This window comes from Streptomyces sp. NBC_00012 (assembly GCF_045040875.1).
Taxonomy (GTDB): domain Bacteria; phylum Actinomycetota; class Actinomycetes; order Streptomycetales; family Streptomycetaceae; genus Streptomyces.
In genome coordinates this window covers 7,326,008-7,348,398 of the sequence record NZ_CP108309.1, presented here as the reverse complement: position 1 = coordinate 7,348,398, position 22,391 = coordinate 7,326,008, and the positions used below count along the sequence as shown (strand labels likewise).

The 22,391-nt window shown below is 73.4% G+C and carries 15 protein-coding genes; 6 read left to right on the top strand and 9 right to left on the bottom strand.

Annotated elements, in window-relative coordinates:
- Positions 1–317: 317 nt before the first annotated feature.
- On the top strand, positions 318–788 hold the full coding sequence (locus OHA19_RS33480) for a hypothetical protein (RefSeq protein WP_405710512.1): 471 nt from the start codon (positions 318–320) through the stop codon (positions 786–788).
- A 108-nt stretch (positions 789–896) separates the two neighbouring features.
- Here OHA19_RS33480 and OHA19_RS33475 read toward each other — a convergent pair whose 3' ends face one another.
- The 8 genes from OHA19_RS33475 to OHA19_RS33440 form a co-directional block, all read right to left on the bottom strand.
- Complete coding sequence (locus tag OHA19_RS33475) at positions 897–5,708, bottom strand: hypothetical protein (protein ID WP_405752596.1); 4,812 nt, start codon at positions 5,706–5,708, stop codon at positions 897–899.
- 109 nt (positions 5,709–5,817) lie between these two features.
- Entirely contained in the window at positions 5,818–6,747 is a 930-nt protein-coding gene (locus OHA19_RS33470) for a hypothetical protein (RefSeq protein ID WP_405710518.1), read from the bottom strand.
- Positions 6,744–6,911 carry a hypothetical protein gene (locus tag OHA19_RS33465; RefSeq protein WP_405752594.1) on the bottom strand — a complete coding sequence of 56 codons (168 nt, stop codon included), beginning with the start codon at positions 6,909–6,911 and terminating at the stop codon, positions 6,744–6,746. The genes OHA19_RS33470 and OHA19_RS33465 overlap by 4 nt, the downstream gene beginning before the upstream one ends.
- On the bottom strand, positions 6,908–8,434 hold the full coding sequence (locus OHA19_RS33460; protein ID WP_405710521.1) for a hypothetical protein: 1,527 nt from the start codon (positions 8,432–8,434) through the stop codon (positions 6,908–6,910). Before OHA19_RS33460 ends, OHA19_RS33465 begins: the two co-directional genes overlap by 4 nt.
- A 129-nt stretch (positions 8,435–8,563) precedes the next feature.
- Positions 8,564–12,241 carry a hydantoinase B/oxoprolinase family protein gene (locus OHA19_RS33455; protein ID WP_405710524.1) on the bottom strand — a complete coding sequence of 1,226 codons (3,678 nt, stop codon included), beginning with the start codon at positions 12,239–12,241 and terminating at the stop codon, positions 8,564–8,566.
- The gene (locus tag OHA19_RS33450; RefSeq protein WP_405752591.1) at positions 12,238–13,434 is read right to left on the bottom strand and encodes a glycosyltransferase; all 1,197 of its coding nucleotides are present in this window, start codon (positions 13,432–13,434) and stop codon (positions 12,238–12,240) included. Before OHA19_RS33450 ends, OHA19_RS33455 begins: the two co-directional genes overlap by 4 nt.
- 146 nt (positions 13,435–13,580) lie before the next feature.
- The gene (locus OHA19_RS33445; protein ID WP_405710527.1) at positions 13,581–14,999 is read right to left on the bottom strand and encodes a HEAT repeat domain-containing protein; all 1,419 of its coding nucleotides are present in this window, start codon (positions 14,997–14,999) and stop codon (positions 13,581–13,583) included.
- Positions 15,000–15,219: 220 nt separating this feature from the next.
- Positions 15,220–15,612 (bottom strand): ankyrin repeat domain-containing protein, encoded by a 393-nt coding sequence (locus tag OHA19_RS33440; protein WP_405710530.1) that lies wholly within the window; start codon positions 15,610–15,612, stop codon positions 15,220–15,222.
- A 314-nt stretch (positions 15,613–15,926) separates the two neighbouring features.
- Here OHA19_RS33440 and OHA19_RS33435 point away from each other — a divergent pair, with 314 nt between their 5' ends.
- Positions 15,927–16,121, top strand: a complete 195-nt coding sequence (locus OHA19_RS33435) for a hypothetical protein (RefSeq protein ID WP_018103962.1) — start codon at positions 15,927–15,929, stop codon at positions 16,119–16,121.
- 37 nt (positions 16,122–16,158) lie between these two features.
- A complete protein-coding gene (locus OHA19_RS33430; RefSeq protein ID WP_405752588.1) occupies positions 16,159–17,781 on the top strand; it encodes a hypothetical protein in 1,623 nt (540 codons plus the stop codon).
- 57 nt (positions 17,782–17,838) lie between these two features.
- On the opposite strand, the gene OHA19_RS33425 is transcribed toward OHA19_RS33430, so the two are convergent.
- Positions 17,839–19,338 carry a PLP-dependent aminotransferase family protein gene (locus OHA19_RS33425; protein WP_405710536.1) on the bottom strand — a complete coding sequence of 500 codons (1,500 nt, stop codon included), beginning with the start codon at positions 19,336–19,338 and terminating at the stop codon, positions 17,839–17,841.
- A gap of 102 nt (positions 19,339–19,440) precedes the next feature.
- On the opposite strand from OHA19_RS33425, the gene OHA19_RS33420 reads away from it, so the two are divergent.
- Genes OHA19_RS33420 through OHA19_RS33410 form a run of 3 tightly spaced genes read left to right on the top strand, consistent with a single transcriptional unit; the run spans position 19,441 to position 22,356 of the window.
- Positions 19,441–20,175, top strand: coding sequence for a YitT family protein (locus OHA19_RS33420; protein ID WP_405710538.1), 735 nt, complete (start codon positions 19,441–19,443; stop codon positions 20,173–20,175).
- Complete coding sequence (locus OHA19_RS33415; RefSeq protein WP_405710541.1) at positions 20,172–20,936, top strand: glycerophosphodiester phosphodiesterase; 765 nt, start codon at positions 20,172–20,174, stop codon at positions 20,934–20,936. Before OHA19_RS33420 ends, OHA19_RS33415 begins: the two co-directional genes overlap by 4 nt.
- A gap of 46 nt (positions 20,937–20,982) precedes the next feature.
- Positions 20,983–22,356 (top strand): MFS transporter, encoded by a 1,374-nt coding sequence (locus OHA19_RS33410; RefSeq protein ID WP_405710543.1) that lies wholly within the window; start codon positions 20,983–20,985, stop codon positions 22,354–22,356.
- Positions 22,357–22,391 lie beyond the last annotated feature (35 nt).

Below are 22,391 nucleotides of genomic sequence, written 5' to 3'. Positions count from 1 at the left end.
ATTCGCGAAAGCGGCAGAAGAGACCCGCCAGGGCTTCATGCCGCTCGGTGAGGCAGTTGGCTGGAATCCTTCGCTTCACACCGGTTCGGGGGAATCTTCACGGCCGTTCACTCGTCTCTCTGTACGGGGCAGGGGTAACACGGGGAGAGCCGGGGCCGGTCAGGCGGGATCATGGTCCGGGGGGCGCCATGCGCGTTCCGCCGGGCACACTGCGCGGGGCAGGGGTTGCAAGGCAGGGCGGTCCGATCCTCCCGCGTAGAAACGGCGCATGCCGGGCAGCAACCCTGAAGTGGGACAGTGGTGGGGAGTTGAGAGCCTTGAAGACGGAACAACGTCGGGGCACGGTGTCGCCGGCACCGGCCGCGACGGCGAACTCGGCGGTGGGCGGGGCGAAGATCCCGCGCCAGCAGTTGTGGGTGGAAGAACCCGCGCCCCGGAGGCGGATGCCGGACCCGGTCCGCAGGTCCGCCGTGCGCGCCGTTCTCATCATGTCGCTGACGATCATCCAGGCCATGGTGGCGTTCCTGTGCACGCTGGCCGGGTCCTGGCCGGCCTTTCCGATGGTGCTGAGCAGTGTGGGCAGCACCGTGGTCGCGACCTGGTCGGTGCTGGACGTATGGGTGACCAGGCAGGTCTGGAATCAGCGCAACGGCGTGGTTTCGGTGCCGAGCAGTTCGGCGCGGCAGTTGCGCCGTGAGCGTCGCAGAGCACGGCGAGCGGCGCGGGCCGCGCAGCGGGACGAGGCGCGGATACGCCGCCGGGGCGCGGAAGGCCTCTCCCAAGCCTGAGCGCCCTCGGGCCGCGGGCGTGCCGGCGCTGCCGGCCCGTCCCGCCCATCCCCTTCTCGTCCGGTCCTGCCGCAGGAACGCCCTCGCGCGTTCCTGCGGGTCCCGCCCCTACTCGTCGGAGGAAGCCGCAGCGGGGGCCGGGGCGGTGTCGGGAGATGTGGTGGCGCGCTTGAACATGCGGGTGGCGGTGATCTCGCCGTGCACCGTCTCGCCGTTCGGGTCCTGCTGCGGCAGTCCGGGGCGCAGGTGCTCCTCCACGCTGATGTATTTCAGCCCGGCGCGCAGGTCCGCGTCGTTGCGCAGCCGGATGACCAAAGGGAATTCGGCGAGCGCGGTGGTGTCGAACAGCCCGGTCGTGTAGAGGAGTTGTACGCCCAGGGCATCCGACACCGCACGCTGGAGCTCCAGCAGATAGGTGGCGTTGGCCCGGCCGATGGGGTTGTCCAGGAAGAGCGTGCCCGCGTGCCGGTGCTGGTGCCGGTCACGGCCCCGGTCGTTGCTGCGCAGCGCGGCCATCGTGCAGTACAGGGCGATGGCGGCGGTGAGGAGCTGGCCACCGGAGAAGACGTCGCCCATCTGCCCGACCGGGACGCGCTCGGCGCGCAGCACCGCGTCCGGCTTGAGGATCTCCACGGCGATGCCCTTGGGCTCCAGCGCCGCCTGCACCCCGCGCAGCAGCAGGGACATGCCGTCCCTGCGCAGGTCCGAGTTCTTCTTCAGCGCGGCGCGGGTCGCCTCGTCGACGACCTCGCCGAGCCGCTCGGCGAGCGTCGCCTGGTCGGGTTCCTCGAAGCGGATGCGGAGGAATTCCTGGCCCGACCACTCCCCCAGTCCCTCCGGGAGCCGGGAGAGCCGCTGGGCGGAGCGAAGGGTGGTGAGCGCGGATTCCACGAGGCCGCGGAGCCGGTCAACGATGGAGTCGCGGTTGCGCTCCAGCTGGGCCAGCTCGTCGGTGAGTACCCGGAGCCGGGGCGCGAAGGCGGCGGCCCACTTCTCGGCGTGCTCCGGCAGCGCCGCGGCCGGCAGCTCGCGGATCTGCTGGCGAGCGGGGGTGCGGACCTGTTCGTAACGCGTGGAGTTGGCGTGCCGTACGAGGACGTCGCTCGCTTCCCGTACGGCGCTCTCGGCGGCGGACAGGTCGGTGGCGCAGCCGCGCAGTGAGCGACGGGCCTCAGCGGCGGACTGCCGGGCCTCGTCGAGGCTGCCCGGGTACGGCTCCGGGGCCTCGGTTTCGTCGTCCGCGCCGTGGTCCCGGAGCAGGTCGCGCAGGAGTGCCGCCGTCTCGTCGAAACCGCCTGCCGAGTCCTCGGCGGTGCGGTGGGCGTGCAGCAGTTCGGCGTGGGCGGCGCGGGCGGTGTCCAGGGTCGCGGTGGCGGCGGCGAGTTCGGCCGTGGCGGTGCGCAGGAGGGCTTGGGCCCGGTCGGCGTCAGCGGGTACCAGCTCGTCGGGGAGCTCGGTGTGGTGGGACTCGCCTTCGGCCGGGGCCAGGCGCTCGGCCTCGCCACGGAGCCGGCCCAGCTGCTCGCTCGCCGTGGAGGCCCTGGTCTCCAAGAGCTGGACGAGGGACTCGGCACGGGCGGCGGCCGCCTGCCGGGACGGGCCGTCCGCGCCGTCGGTGCCTTCGAGGAGCTGGGCGGCGCGGGTGCGGACCTTGTTGGTGAGCCGGTCCAGTTCGGCGAGGGCGGCGCTCTCGTCGCTCTCCGCGCGGGCCTGTTCGGCGCGCAGATCGGCGCCGACGCCGACCTTCTCGTACAGCTGGGACGCTGCCCGGTACGCCTCGCGCAGCGCGGGGAGTGCGGGGCGCGGGCTGTCGTCCCCGGGCTCCGGGAGGTGCTCCGGGGCGCCCGCGATCTCCGCCCGTTCGGCACGCAGGGCGCGGGCGGTACGGCGGGCGTCGTCGGCGGCGCGCTGGGCGGCCCGGCGGTCCTCGTCGGCGGCGCGGGCCCGCTCCAGGCAGACGGTGGCCCGGGCTTCGGACTCGGCCGCCTCGTCGACGAGTTCACGGAGCTTCACCTGCCAGCCCGCGCGTTCGCGGAGCCGGTACGCGAGGCCCGCGAGGGCGTCGGCGGCGCGGCGGGCCCGCTGGGCGGCCTCCTGGCGCTCCTCGCGGACGCGGGCGGTGTCAGCGGCGGCCTCGTCCGCCTCGGCGCGCACCGTGCGGGCCTCGGCGAGCTCGGCCTCGGCGGTCTCCGCCGCCGTCCGGGCGGTACGAGCGGCCTCGGCGAGCTCGGCGAGCATGCCGGGCGGGCAGTCGGCCCGCCAGGAGCCGATGCGGGCGGCGAGGGAACGGTCGGCGGTGAGGCGGGCCGCGAGGGTACGGATGTCCTCGTCACGGGCCGCGGCCCGGCTCCTGAGGGCCTGGCGCTCCTCGTCGGCCGCGTGCTCGTCGTGCATCGCCGGGTTCGGCGGGACGAGGAAGACCCCTTCCGTGCTCGCCGCCGAGCCCGTGCCAGCGGCCGGGACGGGGGCGAGCAGCGCGGCGGCGGTGCCGACGGCGACCGCGGAACGCGGCAGCAGTGCGGCACCGCTGAGGACCTCGCGGGCTCGGGCGTGCGAGTCGGGGTCGGTGATGACGACGCCGTCGACGAGTTCGGGGCGGGCGGCGAGTACGGCCGCGTGGTCGGCGGGGTCGACGGCCTGGGCGAGGTAGCGCCAGCCGGGCAGGGCGGGGATGCCGTGCTCCCCGAGGTATTCGACGGTGGCGAGGACGTCGGGGCCGGGCGGCAGCAGTCCGCCGTCGCCGAGTGCGCCGAGGATGCGGGAGTCGTCGGCGGCCGCGGTGCGCAGTTCGAAGAGGCGGCGCTCGGCGGAGGAGATGCCCTGGTCGAGCAGCTCGCGCAGTTCCTCGGCGCTGCGGTCGAATTCCTGCGCGGTGAGCGGCTGTTCGGGGGCGATGACCGGTTCGGCCATGACGGTGTGGGTGCCCTGTGGCGCGTGGGCGGGCCAAGTCGCCTCGCCCGTCCGGCCGGTCGCGTCCTCGGCGGTCCGTCGGTCGGCGGTGTCCGCTCCGTGCGGGGCGTCCGGGTCCGTTCCGGCCGCGCCCCGGCGGGGCCCGGGCACGCCGGCGCCGTGGCCGGTGGGCAGGCCCAGCAGGTCGGCCAGCCGGTGGTCGGCGGCGATCGACTCGGCGGCCCTGAACTCGGCCTCGTAGGACTGTTCCGCGGCCTGGGCGGCGTCGGCGGCGCGCGCCGCCGCGAGCTCGGCGCGGCTCTCGGCGGCCGCGGCCTCCCTGGCCGTGTCGGCCGTCGAGCGGGCGGCCTCCCTGGCCGTGTCCCACGCGGCGACGGCGGAGGTCTCGGCGTCGCTGGCGGCGAGGGCGGCGCGTGCCGGGTCGGCGTCCGGCGCGGTGTCGTCGAGCCAGCCGGCCCGCACCGCCTGTGCAGTCTCCTGCTCGACCTCGGCGAGGCGCTGGCGCAGATGTCCGGCCTCGCTGCGGGCGCGCTGGGCCTCGGTGGCGGCGGTGGTGGCGTCCCGGTGAGCGGTCTCGCCCGCGTGCTGGAGGGTGTCGGAGCGCCCCTCCTCCTCGTTGGCGACGGCTTCGCCCGCCTCGGCGGCGGTGTGCAGCGCCTGTACGAGGTCGGCGGCGGTCTTGGCGCGGGCGGCGAGCGCGGGCGCGGCGTCCCGCTCGGCCTCGCGGATGGCGACGGCCACCCGTGCGGAGCGGTCGGCTGCGGCGCGGTGGCGCAGGACGGCCTCGGCGGCCTGCCAGGCGGAGTACAGGGTGCGGGCGTCGACCAGTTCACGGCGCTGGGCGGCGGCGCCCTTCTCCGCCGCGGTCAGGGCCAGCGAGGCGTGCCGGTAGGCCAGTTCGGCGGCGATCAGGGCGCTGTGGCCACGCGCCTGTTCGGCCGTGGTGACGGTGTGCGCGGCGCCCGTCACCTGCTGGGCCAGCTCGGCGGTCCGGCCGCGTTCCTCCCGGGCGCGGGCGGAGAGCCTGTGGGCGAGCGTGCGGGTGCGGCGCTCGGCGCCCGCGTGGACGTCCCGGGCACGGGAACGGGTACCGGCGGCCTCCACGATCCGGCCGAGCAGGTCGACCGAGCCCGCGGTGAAGTCGCGCTCCGCGGTCAGTTCGGCGCGGCGGCCCAGCTTGTTGCCGAAGCCGCTCACCAGATCGGCGAGGCCGTCGGTGTCGCGGGTGTCGGTGACGGCGCGGAGCAGCAGGTCGGTGAAGTCGGAGTCCTTCTTGACCGCGAAGAGGCCTGCCGCCTCGCCCTCGTCGGCGTTCATCTCGCGCTGGTAGCGGAAGAGTTCGGGGTCGAGCCCGAGATCCCCGAGGTGCTCGTTCCAACGGTCGTGGATCTCTTCCCAGTGCACATCGAGGTGCTGGTAGAACTTGCCCGCCTCGGTCAGGGCGTCACGGAAGCCCTTCATCGTGCGCCGTCTGCCCCGGGCGCCGGAAACGCCTTCGGCGGGCCGGCGCACGGAGGTGGCCTCGGCGACCGGCAGGGAGTCCAGGCTGAGGCCGGGTCCGGGGCGGAAGGAGTACCAGGCCTCGGCGAACTTCCGGGGGTCGTTGGAGACCTGCCTGCCGCGCCATTCGCTGACCTTGCCGACGACCACGCACTCGCCGGTGAGGGTGTGCTGCCACTCCAGGGCGACATGCCCGCAGTCGTCGGCGAGCAGGAACTTGCGCAGCACGCCGGAGCTGGCGCCGCCGAGGGTGTTGCGGTGGCCGGGCAGCATCACCGAGAAGATCAGCTTCAGCAGCACCGACTTGCCGCCGCCGTTCTCCAGGAAGAGCACACCGGCGGGGGCGGGGCGGCGCGGCGGGCCGACCGGCTCCTCCTCGAAGAACTCCGCCTGGGCCGGCGCGGGGTTGGGCACGGGCTCGCCCACTCCGCGCAGGTCGAGCACGGTGTCGGCGTAGCGCGCGCCGGCAGGCCCGATGGAGTAGAGGCGGACCCGGGACAGCTCGTACATGGCGGCGGACTCTCGTCGTTCAGGCAGCGGGAGGGAGACGGCGGTGGTGGTGGGGCGGGCCGGTCAGGCGCCGTAGGGCGGACCGGCCGGACGTGGCTGGGCGGGCCGGTCAGGCGTGGAAGGGCAGACCGGCGTCGGCGGCCAGCTCCAGGTCGTCGGCGTCGGGTGGCGGCAGCAGCGTCGCCGTGCCGTCGGTGACCGGTACGACGCCGAGTTCCAGCAGTTCGGCCATGGCGGCGCCGCCGGCCATGTCGCGGACCTGGAGCTGGTAGCGGGCGGTGGTACGGAAGGCGCCGCCGGCGTCGTCGCCGGTGCGCTGGAGGAAGCCGGAGTCGGTGAGGAAGGCGACGGCCTTGCCGACGATGCCGGTGGTGGAGCCGGCCAGGCGGCGGGCGTCCTTGGTGGCGCCGGTGGAGCTGCGCCGGGCGTAGATCCGCCAGGCCGCTTCGAGTCCGGGGGCGTCGGTGGCCGGGTCGGTGTTGTCGCCGTGCTCCTCGGCGCGTTCCTCCAGGCGGTGGCACGCCTGACGTACGAAGGAGTCGACGCCGTTGACCGTGATCCGGCCGATGTACGCGTCGTCGGCGAGGTCCTCGGGCCGGGGGAAGGCCATCGCGGCGACGGCCAGGTGTGCGAGCCCGTGCAGGAAGCGGTCGGCGGAGTCGGAGGAGGCGCGGCGGGCGTAGTCGCCCATGCGGACGGCGAAGACCGATTCCTCGCCGGCGGTCACGGCCATGCCCGCGCGGGTGGAAACCTCCAGGACGACCAGGCCGAGTCCGGTCGCCACGGCGTCGGCGAGCCGGGCGAAGGCGGGCTCCTCCCGGTAGCGGCGGAGCAGTTCGGCGTATTCGGCGTCGCGGGCGGGCAGCAGCTTGGGCTGGAGGCCGAAGGCCACGAGCCGGGCGGCGTCGGCCGCGTCGGCCGGGGTGACGGAAGGCGTGGCCGCGGGAGCCACAGGGGCGGCGGGGCCGGTGCCCTCGGTCGCGTCCGCGGCGGTCGGCTCGCTCCACGCGTCGGCGTGCTGTGCGCGGTGGTCGCTCACGACTGTCGCTCCTTGCTGCGGAAACTCTTCGGTACGGGGTGGACGGCGCCGGTTGTCGCGGTGGTGGTCCCGGGCGGCACGGTCCGATCCGTGCCCGTCGCGCGGGTGCCGGCGCCGGCCTGCCGCGCCGGCGCGCGGTGTGCCGCGCACGCCAGGCCGGTCATGACGCCTCCGTGCGGTCGGCTGCCATTCCGGCCGCGTCCAGCAGGGCCGTGCCGACGATCAGGTCCGCGCCGCCGAACTCCGGGTCGTCGAGCTGCGTGCCGTCGTCGACGGAGAACAGCAGCCGCTGTTCTCCCTGGCGGTAGGCGGTGCCGACCGGCGGGCTCGCGGCGTGCACCGCGAGCAGGGCGACCAGGTAGGGCAGTTCGGGATCGAGGCGCCGGGCCTCGGCGAGGAGTCCGGAGAGCCGTCGCGGGGCGTCGTGCTCCAGGTCCAGGAGCTCCATGGCGCTCGCGAGCTGCTCCTCGCTGAACCTGCTGTCGTCGGGGGTGGCGATCAGATCGGGCTCGGGCATCTCGGCGCCCAGGTGTTCCCGCTCCAGGGGCGGGGTGAGCAGCATGTCGACCAGGTCGCCGACCCGGACCGAGGTGGGGGTGCGCAGTCCGGTGCCGTGGGCGAAGTAGGCGTCGGTGACGCGGATCGCCTGTTCGACGGGGAGCGGCAGCAGCGGGGCGACCAGCTGGCCGTACAGGTCGAGGCCGGTGCGGGCGGTGGGGGTGGCGAACGCCTGCCGGTCCTGCTCGGCACGGAACAGCGGTCCGGCTTCCAGCAGGCGGGACTGGAGCTGGGTGTGGCGGCGGATGCAGTCCTTGACGATGTCGACGAGCTCGGCGGCACGGCGTTTGTGCTCGGGCTCCTCCGCCTCGTCGCGCGCCCTGCGGATGTTGGTGAGGATCGCGTTCTCGTGGCGGTAGCGGTCGGCGACGTGGTCCAGCGCTTCGGCGATCATGTCGGGCACCGCGTTGAGCCAGTCGACGGCGCGGACGTTGCGCCGGGTGGCCTCCAGGGTCTTGCGGAGGGTCTCCGCGTACTGCACGGTGCGGTAGCGGGCCTGCTCGGCGGCGAGCTGGGCGTCCGCGAGGCGGCCCCGGCTGATGAGGACCTCCAGCTTCACCTCGGCGGCGATCTGGGCGCTGGTCACGTCCGTGTCGAGGGCGCCCACCAGTACGTTGACCGCTTCGTCGGTGGCCCGGAGGTAGACCGTGCCGCCGTATCCCGGGACCTCTTCGATCAGCTTGAAGTCGTAGTCGCGGCGGACGTACACCCCGTCGGGGCCGAAGGTGCCGTACACCGCGCGGAATCCGCGGTCCACGCTGCCGACGTTGATCAGGTTCTCCAGCACCCAGCGGGCGACCCGCTCGTGCTCGGCCACCGGGCGGCGCGGGGCCTGGGCGGCGACGCGGGGCAGCAGTCTCGTCACTATCTGGTCGTGGTCGGCACCCGTGTCGAAGTCCATGTTGAGGGTGACGAGGTCGATCGCGGCGAGCGCGACCTCGGCCATCGCGTAGACCGTGTACTCACCGGCCAGATTCGCCTTGCGCACATCGAGATCGTGCAGCGGCGCCGTGCAGGCGAGCGCGCGCAGCCGCCGCGAGAGCCCCTCGTCGGCGGCCGGGCCCGGGGCGGGCCGCGGCCCCGCGCTGAGCTGGGGCGCAGCGTTGTCCGTGTAGGCAGGCGAAGTCACGGTGCACAGATTAGGTCCTCGGACTGACAACGGTCGAAACGGCGCAGAAGCGACCCCTGGCCCCGGGCCTCCCGGCCGTGGCGCCGCAGCCCGCTCCGCACCGTCGCCGCAGGCCGGCCGGCAGTGGTGTCAAGGCCGTTCCACGCCGCCCTCCGCACCGCTTTCCGCACCGTCGTCGCCGCCCGGCTCCGGGGTTCCGTAGCCCCCGCCGCCCGGTGTGCGCAGCACCAGTACGTCTCCGGGCTCCAGCTCGGCGGTGTCGCAGCCGCGCAGCGGGGTGGCCTCGCGGTCGTCCGGGTGCTCGATGTGCTGGTCGCCCGGTGCACCGGGCCCGCCGCCCGCCATGCCGTACGGCCGGACCCGGCGGTGGCTGGAGAGCAGCGCCACGGTGACGGGCTCCAGGAAGCGGATCCGGCGCTCCACGCCGCGCCCGCCGTGCCAGCGCCCGCTGCCGCCGCTGCCCTCGCGCACCCGGAAGCTCTCCAGCAGGACGGGGTAGCGCCATTCCAGGACTTCGGGGTCGGTGAGGCGGGAGTTGGTCATGTGGGTCTGTACGGCGTCGGCGCCGTCGAAGCCGTCGCCCGCGCCGGAGCCGCTCGCCACGGTCTCGTAGTACTGGACGCGTTCGTTGCCGAAGGTGAGGTTGTTCATGGTGCCCGAGCCCTCGGCCTGGATGCCGAGGGCCGCGTACAGCGCGCCGGTGACGGCCTGGGACGTCTCCACGTTTCCCGCGACGGTGGCCGCCGGGTGTACGGGCGCCAGCATGGAGCCTTCCGGGATCCGGACCTCCACGGGTTCGAGGCAGCCGCTGTTGAGGGGGATGTCTTCGTCGACCAGGGTCCGGAAGACGTACAGCACGGCCGCCATGACCACGGATCTCGGCGCGTTGAAGTTGCCGGGCTGCTGCGGTGAGGTGCCGGTGAAGTCGACGACCGCGCTGCGGGCGGCCCGGTCCACGGTGACGGCGACCTCGATGACCGCGCCGTTGTCGGTCTCGTAGCGGTAGGCGCCGTCGCGCAGTCCGGCGATGATCCGGCGGACGGACTCCTCGGCGTTGTCCTGCACGTGCCGCATGTACGCGGCGACGGCGTCGGGCCCGAACTGTTCGGTCATGCGGCGGAGTTCGGCGATGCCCTTCTCGTTGGCGGCGATCTGGGCACGCAGGTCGGCGAGGTTGGCCTCCGGGTCGCGGGAGGGGTACGCGGCGGTGGTGAGCAGTTCGCGCGTCTCGTCCTCACGGAGCCTGCCGTCACGTACCAGCAGCCAGTTGTCGAACAGCACCCCCTCCTCGTGGATGGTCCGGCTGAAGGCGGGCATGGAGCCGGGAGTGATGCCGCCGATCTCGGCGTGGTGTCCGCGTGAGGCCACGAGGAAACGGAGCTCCGGCCGCTCGCCGTCGGCCCTGCCGGCCCCGTCGAACACCGGTGTCACCACGGTCACGTCGGGCAGGTGGGTTCCCCCGTGGTACGGATCGTTGATGGCGTACACGTCGCCGGGACGCATCGTGCCGCCGTTGCGCCGCAGCACCTCCTTGATGGACTCCCCCATCGAGCCGAGGTGGACGGGGATGTGCGGGGCGTTGGCGATCAGGTTGCCGTCCGCGTCGAAGAGCGCGCAGGAGAAGTCGAGCCGCTCCTTGATGTTGACGGAGTGGGCCGTGTTCTCCAGGCGCACGCCCATCTGCTCGGCGATCGACATGAAGAGGTTGTTGAACACCTCCAGCATGACGGGGTCGACCCGGGTGCCGACGGCGGTGCGGTCCGGGCGCGGGCGGGCCCTGGTGAGCAGCAGATGGCCGGTGCCGTCGAGAGCGGCCTGCCAGCCCGGATCGACGACGGTGGTGGCGTCCGCCTCGGCGATCACTGCGGGGCCGGTCACGGTGTCGCCCGGGCTGAGGTCCTCGCGGTGGTGGAGCGGGGTGTCCTGCCATCGGCCGTCGGCGAACATCCGCACGGTGTCGCGCGGTCCTGGCCGAGCGTCCGGGCCGGGTGTGCGGCCGGCCGGGCGTGGCCGGTGCCGGCCCGCCGTTCCGGTCGCCTCGACCGACACCGCCTCGACGACCAGGGGCTTGTCCATGGTGAACGCATAGCGCGCCCGGTGCTCGGCAGCGAACGCCTCGGCCATGGCGGAGGCGGTGTCCAGGTCGACGGGGAGGCTGGAATCCGTACCGGCGTAGCGCAGCAGCACCCGGGCGTGGGTACTGATCGCACTGTCGGGGACGGCGTCGGCGCGCAGTTCGGCGCGGGTCCGGGCGGCCAGTTCGTCGCAGAGTCCGCCGAGCTCGCTCCGGGTCTCCTCGTTCAGCTCCGCCTCCACCGACTGCTCGCGCATCGCGGTGGCGTCGGCGAGGCCGATTCCGTACGCGGACAGCACGCCCGCCAGCGGCGGTACGAGGACCGTGTCGATGCCCAGCGAGTCGGCGACGGCACAGACGTGCTGGCCGCCGGCGCCGCCGAAGCCGGTCAGGGCGTAGCGGGTGATGTCGCGCCCGCGCTGCACGGAGATCTTCTTGACCGCGTTCGCCATGTTGAGGACGGCGATCTCCAGGAATCCGGCGGCGGTCTCGGCGGTCGAGCGCCGGGTCCCGGTGGCGCGTGCGACGTCCTCGGCGAGCGTGTCGAAGCGTTCGCGGACCAGGTCCGCGTCGAGCGGGAGGTCTCCGTCGGGTCCGAACACGGCCGGGAAGTGCGCGGGCTGGATCCGGCCGAGCATCACGTTGGCGTCGGTGACGGTCAGCGGACCGCCGCGGCGGTAGCAGGCCGGGCCGGGGATCGCGCCCGCCGAGTCGGGGCCGACCCGGTAGCGCCGGCCGTCGAAGTGCAGCACGGAGCCGCCGCCGGCCGCGACGGTGTGGATGCTCATCATCGGGGCGCGCATCCGTACCCCGGCGACCTGGGTGCCGAGTTCGCGCTCGAACTCGCCCGCGTAGTGCGAGACGTCCGTGGACGTGCCGCCCATGTCGAAGCCGATGACCCGGTCGAATCCGGCCTGTTCGGAGGTGCGGGCCATGCCGACGACGCCGCCGGCGGGCCCGGAGAGCACCGCGTCCTTGCCGCGGAAGTGGGAGGCCTCGCGCAGTCCGCCGTTGGACTGCATGAACATCAGCCGGATGCCGCGGAGTTCACCGGCGACCTCGTCGACGTACCGGCGCAGGATCGGCGAGAGGTAGGCGTCGACGACGGTGGTGTCGCCGCGCGGTACGAGCTTGATCAGCGGGCTCACCTCGTGCGAGCAGCTGACCTGGGTGAAGCCCGCCTCGCGGGCCGCGTCGGCCACGGCGCTCTCGTGTCCGGTGTGACGGTATCCGTGCATCAGGACGACGGCCGCGCTGCGCAGTCCGTCGGCGCGGGCCGCCCTCAGCCGTTCGGTGACCGCTTCCCGGTCCAGTGGGGTGACGATCCGGCCTCGGGCGTCGATCCGCTCGGGGACCTCGATCACCCGCTCGTAGACGGCCTCGGGCAGCAGGATGCGGCGGTCGAAGAGGTGCGGCCGGTTCTGGTACGCGATGCGCAGGGCGTCCCGGAAGCCCTCCGTGATGACCAGGACGGTCGGCTCGCCGTGCCGCTCCAGCAGGGCGTTGGTGGCGACCGTGGTGCCGATCCGCACGGCGGCGACCCGGTCGGCGGGGACCGGGTCGGTGGGTCCGAGGCCGAGCAGCACCCGGATTCCGGCCACGGCGGCGTCACGGTAGCGGTCCGGGTCGTGGGAGAGCAGCTTCCGGGTGACCAGGTGCCCGTCCGGATCCCGCCCCACGACATCGGTGAACGTCCCGCCTCGGTCGATCCAGAACTCCCAGCGTCCGGTCATCCCTCCATACTGGCCCGCGGCATGGACAACGGCCCAGAGGGCACGGCCCGTTTCGGCTGTACGGCGTCCAGTGCGCTGCGCAGCGCCTCCTCGGCCCGTCGGTCGAGGCGAGCGCTGGTCCCGCACGCCCGGTGCCGCAGCTCGGCCCCGGCCAGGCAGAGCAGCTGGGGCAGCAGATCGGTGCTCCGGCGGGCCAGCCAGCCGGAGCCGGCGACGGCCGGCCGGAGCCATGAGTCGAGGCGGCTCGGGGGCGGCTGCCGGGGGTCGAGCCCGGGGGCGGCGCCGAGGGCCAGGCCCCGGGCGGCCAGCAGCCGGTGGAAACCCGCCGCGACGATACGGTGCCCGCGCTCGGCCGGATGGAGCCGGTCGGGGCTCCACAGCGAGCGGTCGTCGACCCAGGTCCGGTCCGCCATGTGCAGATGGACGGCGTCGTAGCGTTCGGACAGGGCGTGGACCACGCCGTTCACCGCGTCCTGTCGCCGGGCCAGTGGTCTGCCCAGCGGTGCGGGGAGCCCGAGCACGGCGCCGGAGTCGGGCAGCGCGCAGGCCCCTGCGAGGAGTTCGACGTGCTTCTCCGGGGCGAGCCGCCCGACGTACCCGACGATCGTCTCCCCGCCGGGCGCAAGCCGGCGGCGCAGCGGCTCGTCCCGCAGTGCGGGTTGGAATCGCGCGGTGTCGACACCTCGTGGCCAGAGCCGCACCCGGGGCACGCCGTGCCCGGTGAGGTCGCGCAGCGCGGCGGTGGACGGGGCGAGGGTGCGGTCGGCGTTCTCGCCGGTGCCGAGATAGGTGCGGGCGTAGCCGGCCAGATCGGTCTGGTAGACGGCCACGGCCGGCAGCCCGAGCCGGGCGGCGGCCGCCATGCCCCGTGCGCCGAGCACGAACGGGCCGGCGAGGTGGACGAGTTCGGCGCGGTGGGCGGTGAGGGCGGCGGTCAGCCGTCTGCTCGGGAGCGCGATCCGGACCTGGGGGTAGCCGGGCAGGGGGAGGGACGGGACGCGCACCACGGGGCAGGGGGTGTCGGCGTCGAAGGCGTCGGAGGGGTCCGGGCGGGACGTGGTCGTCGCGGCGGCCGGGGCTATGACGAGCGGTTCGTGGCCTCGGGCGACGAGGTGACGGGCCGTCTGCAGGGTGCAGTGGACGACGCCGTTGACATCGGGCGGGAAGGATTCGGTGACGATGACGACACGCATATCCGTGTTGTCGCCACGCCGGGCGTGACCGGCCGACTTGGATCTTTCCGCCCGGGGAACGTCCCGTGAGCGTTTGAGCCGGGGCGCGTGCGCCGCCCGCCCGTTCACGCCGCGCGCCCCCCGACGCGCGTCGCTGTACCGCTCGGTCAGACCGTCGGGGTGTCGGGCCCGATCCTGCTGCGTACCGCCGTCTGCACCTCGGCTTCTTCGGCCGGGTCGGCGGCGAGGCGGCGGAGTCGCTCGGCGACCCTGATGTCGCCGGTCTCCGCGTGGAGTGCGGCCACCTCGCGGGTGGTCTCCTCGCAGTCCCACAGGCACTCGACGGCGAAGCCGGTGGCGAAGGACGGGTCGGTGGCGGCCAGGGCACGGGCCGCCCGGCCGCGCAGATGTGACGAGGAGGTCTCCCGGTAGATGTGACGCAGTACGGGTGCGGCACAGCCGATGCCGAGCCGTCCCGCGCCGTCGACGAGGGTCCACAGCCGTGGTGCGTCCGGTCCGTCGCCCCGTACGGCCTCGCGGAGTGCGCCGAGGACGAGTGGGGCGTCCTGGGCGCCGCCCCGGCAGGCGAGCACACCGGCCGCGGAGGCGCCGAGCGCGTCGGGCCGCCGGGCCCAGCTCCGGGCGCGGTCCACCGCCGCGTCGCCGCACATCCGCTCGAAGGCGGCGACGGCCGCGTCGGCGACGGTGCGCGAGGCGCCGGCCGCTCCGGCCTCGATCAGGTCGAGCACGGCCGGGTCCCTGGCCTCGGCCAGGTAGTGCAGGGCGGCACAGCGTGCGCCCTCCGGGCCGCTGCGGGCGGCCTCGACGATCGTGGGCCGGTCCTCGGGGCCCGCGACGGCGGTGAGGCAGCGGGCGGCCGGCACATGGAGGGTGCTGCCGCGTTCGAGTCCCTGCTGGGCCCAGTCGAAGACCGCCTGGACGCTCCAGCCCGGGCGGGGGCCGCCGGGGCGCATCTGGCGCTGCCAGCGGTCGAACGAGCCCTGTTCCGAGGCTGCCCTGATCCTGGCGCCGACCGCGTCGCGCGGGTCGTCCGCCCAGAGCCGCCAGGGGCGGGGTTCGTAGGCGTCCCGTACGGCGGCGGCCAGCTCGGCGGCGCCGTCCTCGGTGGCCGGGAACCGGCCGAGCACGGGGACGGCGAGGGATCGGAGCCCCGCGTCGTCGTCGCGCAGGGCGAGCTCGTCGAGGGCCCAGGCCCAGTTGGCACCGGTCGCGGCGTACCGCCGCAGCAGGGCCAGGGCGTCGCCGCGTCCGTACGAGGCGAGGTGGCCGAGCACGGCGAGGGCAAGCCCGGTGCGCGAGTCGTCGGTGTCGAGGTGGTCGTCGGGATCGCACAGGTGCCGCTCGATCTCTTCGATGCCGCCGTCGAGGTCGAGATAGAGGCGTGCGTAGTAGAGGGAGCGGTTCTCCACCTGCCAGTCGTGACGCGGATCGCTCAGGACGCAGTGGTTGAGAGCCGCCAGGGCCTCGGGGCGTGGTGCGGCGAGCGCGTGGAGCGTGCCGTCGCCACGGCCCCTCTGCAGCAGGCCGAGCAGGGTGCCGCTCGGCGCTATGAACGGATCAAACATGGGAAAAAGCCTCACATCAAGCTGTCGACGCAACCGGGACTGTGCAGTTCCAAGTGCCGGGTGGGCACTACGCCGCGCAGCAACATGATCGGCCGACCGCCGTCTTCTGCTTGGTGTAGACCATCTTCCTCTGCCTCTCGTCGGTGGCCCGGAGCCGGGCCCGCGACGTCATGATGACCCAGCCATTTCGCCACCGCGACCACATTTACGGCGTACCCGGTCAGCGGGAGCCGAAGAGTTCCAGCAGGTCGGCCTTGCCGAACATGCGGGCCGTGTCCAGGGCGGAGGGCGTTCCGGCGGCCGGATCGGCCCCTGCCGAGAGCAGCGCCTCGATCACCGCGTCCTCACCCTTGAAAACGGCCCCGGCGAGCGGCGTCTGGCCGCGGTCGTTGGCCCGGTCCGGGTCGGCGCCCCGGCCGACGAGGGCCGTGACGACGGCGGCGTGGCCGTGGTAGGCGGCGAGCATCAGCAGCGAGTCGCCCCGGTCGTTGGTGAGGTTGACGGGGACGCCCGCGTCGACGTACGCGGCGAGCGCGTCGGCCTCACCGCGGCGAGCGAGGTCGAAGACCTTCGTCGCCAGCTCGACCACCTCGGGATCGGGTGTTTCGCTCATCGGACGGACCGCCTTCCATTAACCGGTTTCACCGCTGTCGACCTGCCGGGGCGTACGCCGTGGGGGCCGTACGAGTGAATCGACAGGGTACTGCCCGGCCGGGCACATGACCCGGCCCACCCGTGGCAAAGGATCACGAATGGTGCGCCGGAACAGTACGCGACATCGAACGTTCCGCCCCACCGGGACCACCTTGGCGGCCATTCAAGTGAAAATAATGACTTTTCACCCAAATGCAGCTTTTATCGTATAGATACTTCCGGTGAACCTGGAAGGACTCATGGTGACTGTCCCCCCAACCAGGAGAACCACTCATGATCCTGTCCATGTCAGGCGTCGTCATCCTCGGCATCATCGTCTTCCTGTTCTTCAGGAAGGACGGCCTCAAGGCCTCGCACGCCCTCGTCACCGCCCTGTTCGGCTTCTATCTGGCGGGCACCGCCATCGCACCGAGCATCACCGCGGGAGGCGCGAGTCTCGCCGGCCTCCTGGGCGGGATCAAGTTCTGACCCTCCGCGACCGCTCCCACCCCTTCAGGAGACCGACGTGGCCCGGCGACCACTCCCCCGCATTCTGAGCAGCGGCAGCGCCTCGATCACTCGCAGTCGCGAGTTCGCGCGCACGGCCGCCGACAACGCCACGGACGTCCTCCATCCGCTGATCACGATCACCCGTGGTCTGCGGCTGCTGGCCGCAGCCGGACGGCAGAAGTGGGCCGCGACGCCCAAGGACAAGCGTGGCCCCACGCTGTGCCTCGTCGCGGCCTGCGTCCTCGCGTTCGCGCTCATGCCGTACGGGGGCCTGATCGCCCTGGTCACGGTGATGGGCGCCGCCGCCTGGGCGGGGCGGGAGCGGACCCCTGCGAAGACCGGCCCCGACGAGGCGGAGACCGCGCGGCTGCGGTCCCTGTACGAGGCGCTCGTGCCGTACTTCTCGGTGGCCGACGACCCCGGTCCGCTGTTCTCCCACGGCGGCGACTGGGAGAAGGCCTTCAGTGGGTACGAGTTCGACACCGACGGGCGGCTGACCCGTCTCCAGGTGACGTACCCCGCCTACTTCACCGACAGCGAGGCCGCCTCCCGGGCCCGGATCGAACGGCTGCTGCACGCCAAGTCCGGCCGCGGCCGCGAATACCACTTCGCCTGGGACGAGGAGGGCAACCGGCTCGTCATGAGCGTCCTCGGCGCCCTGCCCACCTCGGTCTGCGCCCAGCGCTTCGTCACCGCGCCCGGCGAGACCGTACTGGGCTTCACCGACGGCGACGCGGTGCAGCGCACGGTCCCGGTCCACGACGGCGATGCCACCCGCGACGCCCCTCCGGTCGTCTGGCGGACCGGCGCCCGCTCCACCGAGCCGCATCTGCTGGTGATCGGGCAGCCCGGCAGCGGCACCACGACCCTGCTCCGCTCCATCGCCCTGCAGGCGCTCCAGCACGGCGACATCCTGATCGTCGAAGGCAGCGGAACCGGCGAATACGCGTTCCTGACCGGGCGCGACGGCGTACTGGCCGTGGAGTGCGGGCTCGCCGGCGCACTGGCGACGCTGGAGTGGGCGGCCCACGAGACGGAGCGCAGGCTGATCGCCGCGAACCGGGCCCGGCAGTCCGGCCACCCCACGCCCGACGACACCCGACGCCCGCTCTGGATCCTGCTGGACCGCCCCGGCACCCTCGGCCACCTGGCCGCCGCCGACGGCGGGCCCGATCCTCGGGAGCTGCTCCAGGTGCCGCTGCGGCACGGCAGGGCGGCCAACGTGACCGTCGTCCTGTCCGATCAGTTCGACGGCCTGGACGCCCTCGGCGAGACCGTACGCACGCACTGCCGGGCCCGGGTGGTGCTCGGCAACTGCTCCCGCGAGCAGGTGGAGTCGGTGCTCGGGACCGAGCCGCACACCACCCCCGCCCCCGATGTCCCGCCCGGCCGTGGCTACGCGCGGCTCGGCACCGGTCCGGTGCTCCGGCTCCAGGTCCCGGCCACGCCCGATCCGTACGACGAGGCGACCGGCGAGGCGCAACGGCAGGCGGTCCTCGGGCTGCTGCCCGAACGGCAGGCCCCCGTCGAGGCGGCCGTGCCGGCCGAGACCCCCGTGCCGGCCGGGACGGGCGCGCCGGAGCCGGTGCTGCCGCGCACCGTGGCCGTGGCCGCCGACAGCATGGCGGTCACCGACTGACCCGGCCCGCCCGGGGGTGACGGACCGGCGGTCCGTCACCCCCCGTCCGTTCCCGGATCAGGCGACGAACGTACGCGGCGTCTCGACCCCCGCGCCCGCCCCCGATCCGACCAGCTGCGCCGCCGCCGCGAGCCGTACCGCCGCCTCGTCCGCGACCGGCCCCGCGACCGTGAACGGCAGCCGCACGTACCCCTCGAAGGCGCCGTCGACCCCGAACCGGGGGCCGGACGGAACGCGTACCCCGACCCGCTCCCCGGCCACTGCCAGCCGGGAGCCGGAGAGGCCGCCGGTCCGCACCCAGAGCGTCAGGCCGCCGCGCGGCACCGAGAACTCCCAGTCGGGCAGCTCCCGGCGGACCGCGGCGACGAGCGCGTCCCGGTTCTCCCGCGCCTGTTCGCGCCTGACCTGCACGGCCTCCTCCCAGCCGCCGGTGCGCATCAGCCAGTTCAGAGCGAGCTGTTCGAGGACGGGGGTGCCCATGTCGGCGTAGGCGCGGGCGGCCACCAGGCTGCGGATCACGTCCGGGGCGGCGCGCACCCAGCCGATCCGCAGGCCCGCCCAGAAGGCCTTGCTCGCCGATCCGACGGTGATCACGGTGGAGCCTGCGGGATCGAAGGCACAGACCCGGCGGGGCATCCGCACATCGGGATCGAGGCAGAGCTCGTTCATGGTCTCGTCGACGACCAGGACCGTACCGGCGGAACGGGCCGCCTCCACCAGGTCACGCCGCTGGTCCTCACCCGCCAGCGCGCCGGTGGGGTTGTGGAAGTCGGCGACGACATAGGCGAGCCGCGGTGCCGCGTCCCGCAGCACCTGCCGCCACCGGTTCATGTCCCAGCCGCCGAGCCCCTCCTCCATCGCCACCGGCACCAGGCGGGCGCCCGCCTCCCGCATCAGCTGAAGAATGTTGGCGTAGCTCGGGGACTCCACCGCGATCCGCTCGCCCCGGCCCGCGAAGAGGTGGCAGATCGCGTCGATCGCCCCCATCGCACCGGTGGTGACCATGATCTGTTCGGGCATGGTCGGGATGCCGCGTCCGCTGTAGCGGTCGGCGATCATCTGCCGCAGCGCGGGCAGCCCCGCCGGGTAGTCGCCGTGGGTGTGGGCGTACGGCGCGAGCTCCTCGATGGCGCCCTGGACCGCCCGGGTCAGCCACGGTTCGGGCGCCGGCAGCGAGGCGCAGCCCAGGTCGATCATCGAGCCGAGCGACTCCGGGGGCAGCGGTTCCAGTCCGCGTGCGGGCAGCGGATTCCCGGCGGGCACGGCGGTCCAGCTGCCGGCTCCCCGGCGGGACTCCAGGAACCCCTCGGTCCGCAGCGCCTCGTACGCTGCGGCGACGGTGGTGCGGCTGACGGAGAGGGCGAGCGCCAGTTCGCGTTCGGCGGGGAGCCTGGCGGCGACGGGCACCCGGCCTTCGAGGACGAGCAGACGGATCCCGTCGGCCAGCGCACGATAGGCGGGCGGCCTGCGGGCGCCCGGTCCGGCGGGCCGGGGCTGCTGGGCCCGGAGCTGCCGGGCGAGCTGGGCTGCGCCCACTGCCGAAGTCCACTGAGCCATGGAAATCAGTCCACCTTCCTCGGATTGGCCATAGTTGGCAGCCAATCCCCTGCCACAGAGTGACATGCGGCAGTCCACCATCACCACACCAGGGGGCACCCCTTGACCATCACAGCCGTCCCTCGCGGGGCGCACCTCACCCGACGGCTGATCCAGCTGTACGCCGGTCTCGCGCTGTACGGGGCGAGTTCGGCGCTGCTGGTCCGCGCCGGTCTGGGGCTCGAGCCCTGGGGCGTGCTGCATCAGGGGCTGGCCGAGCGCACCGATCTGTCCATCGGGGTCGTCTCGATCATCGTCGGCGCGGCCGTGCTGCTGCTGTGGATCCCGATCAGGCAGCGTCCGGGCCTGGGCACCGTCTCCAATGTCTTCGCGGTGGGCATAGCCATGGACGGCACGCTGGTGCTGGTGCCCGATGTGCACGGCCTCGCCGCGCAGATCGCCGTGATGGTCGCGGGGGTCGTGGTCAACGGCGTCGCCACGGGGCTGTACATCGCGGCGCGGTTCGGGCCCGGTCCGCGTGACGGGCTCATGACCGGGCTGCATCTGCGTACCGGCCGCTCCATCCGGCTGGTGCGGACGCTGATCGAGGTGGCGGTCGTGGTGACCGGCTTCCTGCTCGGTGGCACCCTCGGCGCGGGCACGGTCGTGTACGCCCTGGCCATCGGCCCGCTCGCCCAGTTCTTCCTGCGGCTCTTCACGGTCGGCGGGAAGCCGGTGGCGCGGAGCAGCGACGGAGAAGAACCCGGGGCCGGCGGGGAGGAGGCCGTCGCACCCGCGCCGGACAGCGACACCGCCGTCACCGCCCGGACACCGGAGCAGTCCATACTTCCGAAGTGACCTCAGTACGCCACCCCTATCTGGACCATCCCGCGACGATCCCCTTCGCCCATCGCGGCGGTGCGGCGGACGGGATCGAGAACACCACCGCAGCGTTCCGCCGGGCGGCCGATGCCGGGTACCGCTACTTCGAGACCGATGTGCACACCACGTCGGACGGCCGCCTGGTGGCCTTCCACGACTCCACCCTGGACCGGGTGACGGACGCCCGGGGCCGGATAGCCGAGCTCCCGTGGAGCGAGGTGCGGCAGGCCAGGGTGGCGGGCCGGGAGCCGCTCCCCCTCTTCGAGGAACTCCTGGAGACGTTCCCCGGGGCCCGCTGGAACGTCGACATCAAGGCCGGGCCCGCCCTGGCCCCGCTGATCGAACTGATCCGCCGGACGAACGCCTGGGACCGGGTGTGCGTCGGCTCCTTCTCGGAGGCCCGGGTCGCCAGGGCCCACCGGCTGGCGGGCCCCCGGCTCGCGACCTCCTACGGCGTCCGCGGCGTGCTGGGCCTGCGGCTCCGCTCGTACGGAATACCGGCGGCGCTGCGGGCGGGCGCGGTGTGCGCCCAGGTGCCGGAGAGCCAGAACGGCGTCCGGGTGGTCGACCGGCGCTTCGTGCGCGAGGCGCACGCGCGCGGGCTCCAGGTGCACGTCTGGACCGTGAACGAACCCGATCGGATGGCAGCGCTCCTCGACCTCGGTGTGGATGGCATCATGACCGATCACATCGAGACGCTGCGCACGGTGCTGAGCGAGCGGGGAGCCTGGGCCTGATGCCGGCCGTGCGACGTCTTCACGGGGAGAGACGAGGGGGTGCGGGTTGAGCGCCGAGACCGCGGAAACCGCTGGGCCGACGGAACCGACAGCGGATTCCGACGATGCCGCGAGCCGCAGACGTGAACAACGCGGCTGGTATTTCTACGACTTCGCCTGCTCGGTCTACTCGACGAGTGTCCTGACGGTCTTCATCGGCCCCTATCTCACCTCGATAGCCAAGGCGGCCGCCGACGCCGACGGCTTCGTGCACCCGCTCGGCATTCCGGTCCGCGCCGGGTCGCTCTTCGCCTACGCGGTCTCGGTGTCCGTCGTGGTCGCAGTGATCGTGATGCCGATCGTGGGCGCCGCCGCGGACCGTACCGGGCGCAAGAAGCCGCTGCTCGCGGCCGCCGCCTACACGGGGGCCGCCGCCACCACCGGCATGTTCTTCCTGGACGGTCACCGCTATCTGCTGGGCGCCTTCCTGCTGATCGTGGCGAACTCCGCGATCTCGGTGTCGATGGTGCTCTACAACGCGTATCTGCCGCAGATCGCCGGACCGGAGGAACGGGACGCGGTCTCCTCGCGGGGCTGGGCCTTCGGATACACCTCGGGCGCGCTCGTCCTGGTCCTGAACCTGGTCCTGTACACGGGCCACGACTCCTTCGGCCTGTCCGAATCCGACTCGGTACGCATCTGCCTCGCGTCGGCGGGCCTGTGGTGGGGTGCCTTCACCATCGTGCCGCTGCGCAGGCTGCGCGACCGGCATGTGGCGCCGGGCGGCGAGGGGACGGTCGGTTCGGGGTGGCGGCAGCTGATGGCCACGCTGCGCGACATGCGCCGCCATCCGTTGACGCTCTCCTTCCTGCTGGCGTACCTGGTCTACAACGACGGTGTGCAGACGGTGATCTCCCAGGCGTCGGTGTACGGCTCGGAGGAGTTGGGCCTCGATCAGACGACCCTGATCACGGCGGTGCTGCTGGTGCAGGTGCTCGCGGTGGCCGGAGCCCTGGGGATGGGCCGGCTGGCCCGGACGTACGGCGCGAAGCACACGATCCTCGGCTCGCTCGTCGTCTGGACGCTGATTCTCGTCGCCGGATATTTCCTCCCCGCCGGGGCGCCGGCCTACTTCTATGTACTGGCGTCGGCGATCGGCCTGGTCCTGGGCGGCAGCCAGGCGCTGTCGCGCTCACTGTTCTCCCACCTGGTACCGCGCGGCAAGGAGGCCGAGTACTTCTCCGCCTACGAGATGAGCGACCGCGGACTGAGCTGGCTGGGGCCGCTGGTGTTCGGGCTCGCGTACCAGCTGACCGGCAGCTACCGGGACGCGATCATCTCGTTGGTGATCTTCTTCGTGGTCGGTTCCGTGCTGCTCGCGAGGGTGCCGGTCCGGCGGGCCGTGGCGGCCGCGGGCAATCCCGTTCCGGAACTCATTTAGACGTTGAAGTGAAAGGCCGGTAGTGTACGCCTTTG

Excerpts from the sequence above, each read along its gene's own strand:
- OHA19_RS33475 (WP_405752596.1), bottom strand. The coding sequence starts at position 5,708 with ATGTACGAGCTGTCCCGGGTCCGCCTCTACTCCATCGGGCCTGCCGGC.
- OHA19_RS33465 (WP_405752594.1), bottom strand. The coding sequence starts at position 6,911 with ATGACCGGCCTGGCGTGCGCGGCACACCGCGCGCCGGCGCGGCAGGCC.
- OHA19_RS33455 (WP_405710524.1), bottom strand. The coding sequence starts at position 12,241 with ATGACCGGACGCTGGGAGTTCTGGATCGACCGAGGCGGGACGTTCACC.
- OHA19_RS33450 (WP_405752591.1), bottom strand. The coding sequence starts at position 13,434 with ATGCGTGTCGTCATCGTCACCGAATCCTTCCCGCCCGATGTCAACGGC.
- OHA19_RS33445 (WP_405710527.1), bottom strand. The coding sequence starts at position 14,999 with ATGTTTGATCCGTTCATAGCGCCGAGCGGCACCCTGCTCGGCCTGCTG.
- OHA19_RS33440 (WP_405710530.1), bottom strand. The coding sequence starts at position 15,612 with ATGAGCGAAACACCCGATCCCGAGGTGGTCGAGCTGGCGACGAAGGTC.
- OHA19_RS33435 (WP_018103962.1), top strand. The coding sequence starts at position 15,927 with ATGATCCTGTCCATGTCAGGCGTCGTCATCCTCGGCATCATCGTCTTC.
- OHA19_RS33425 (WP_405710536.1), bottom strand. The coding sequence starts at position 19,338 with ATGGCTCAGTGGACTTCGGCAGTGGGCGCAGCCCAGCTCGCCCGGCAG.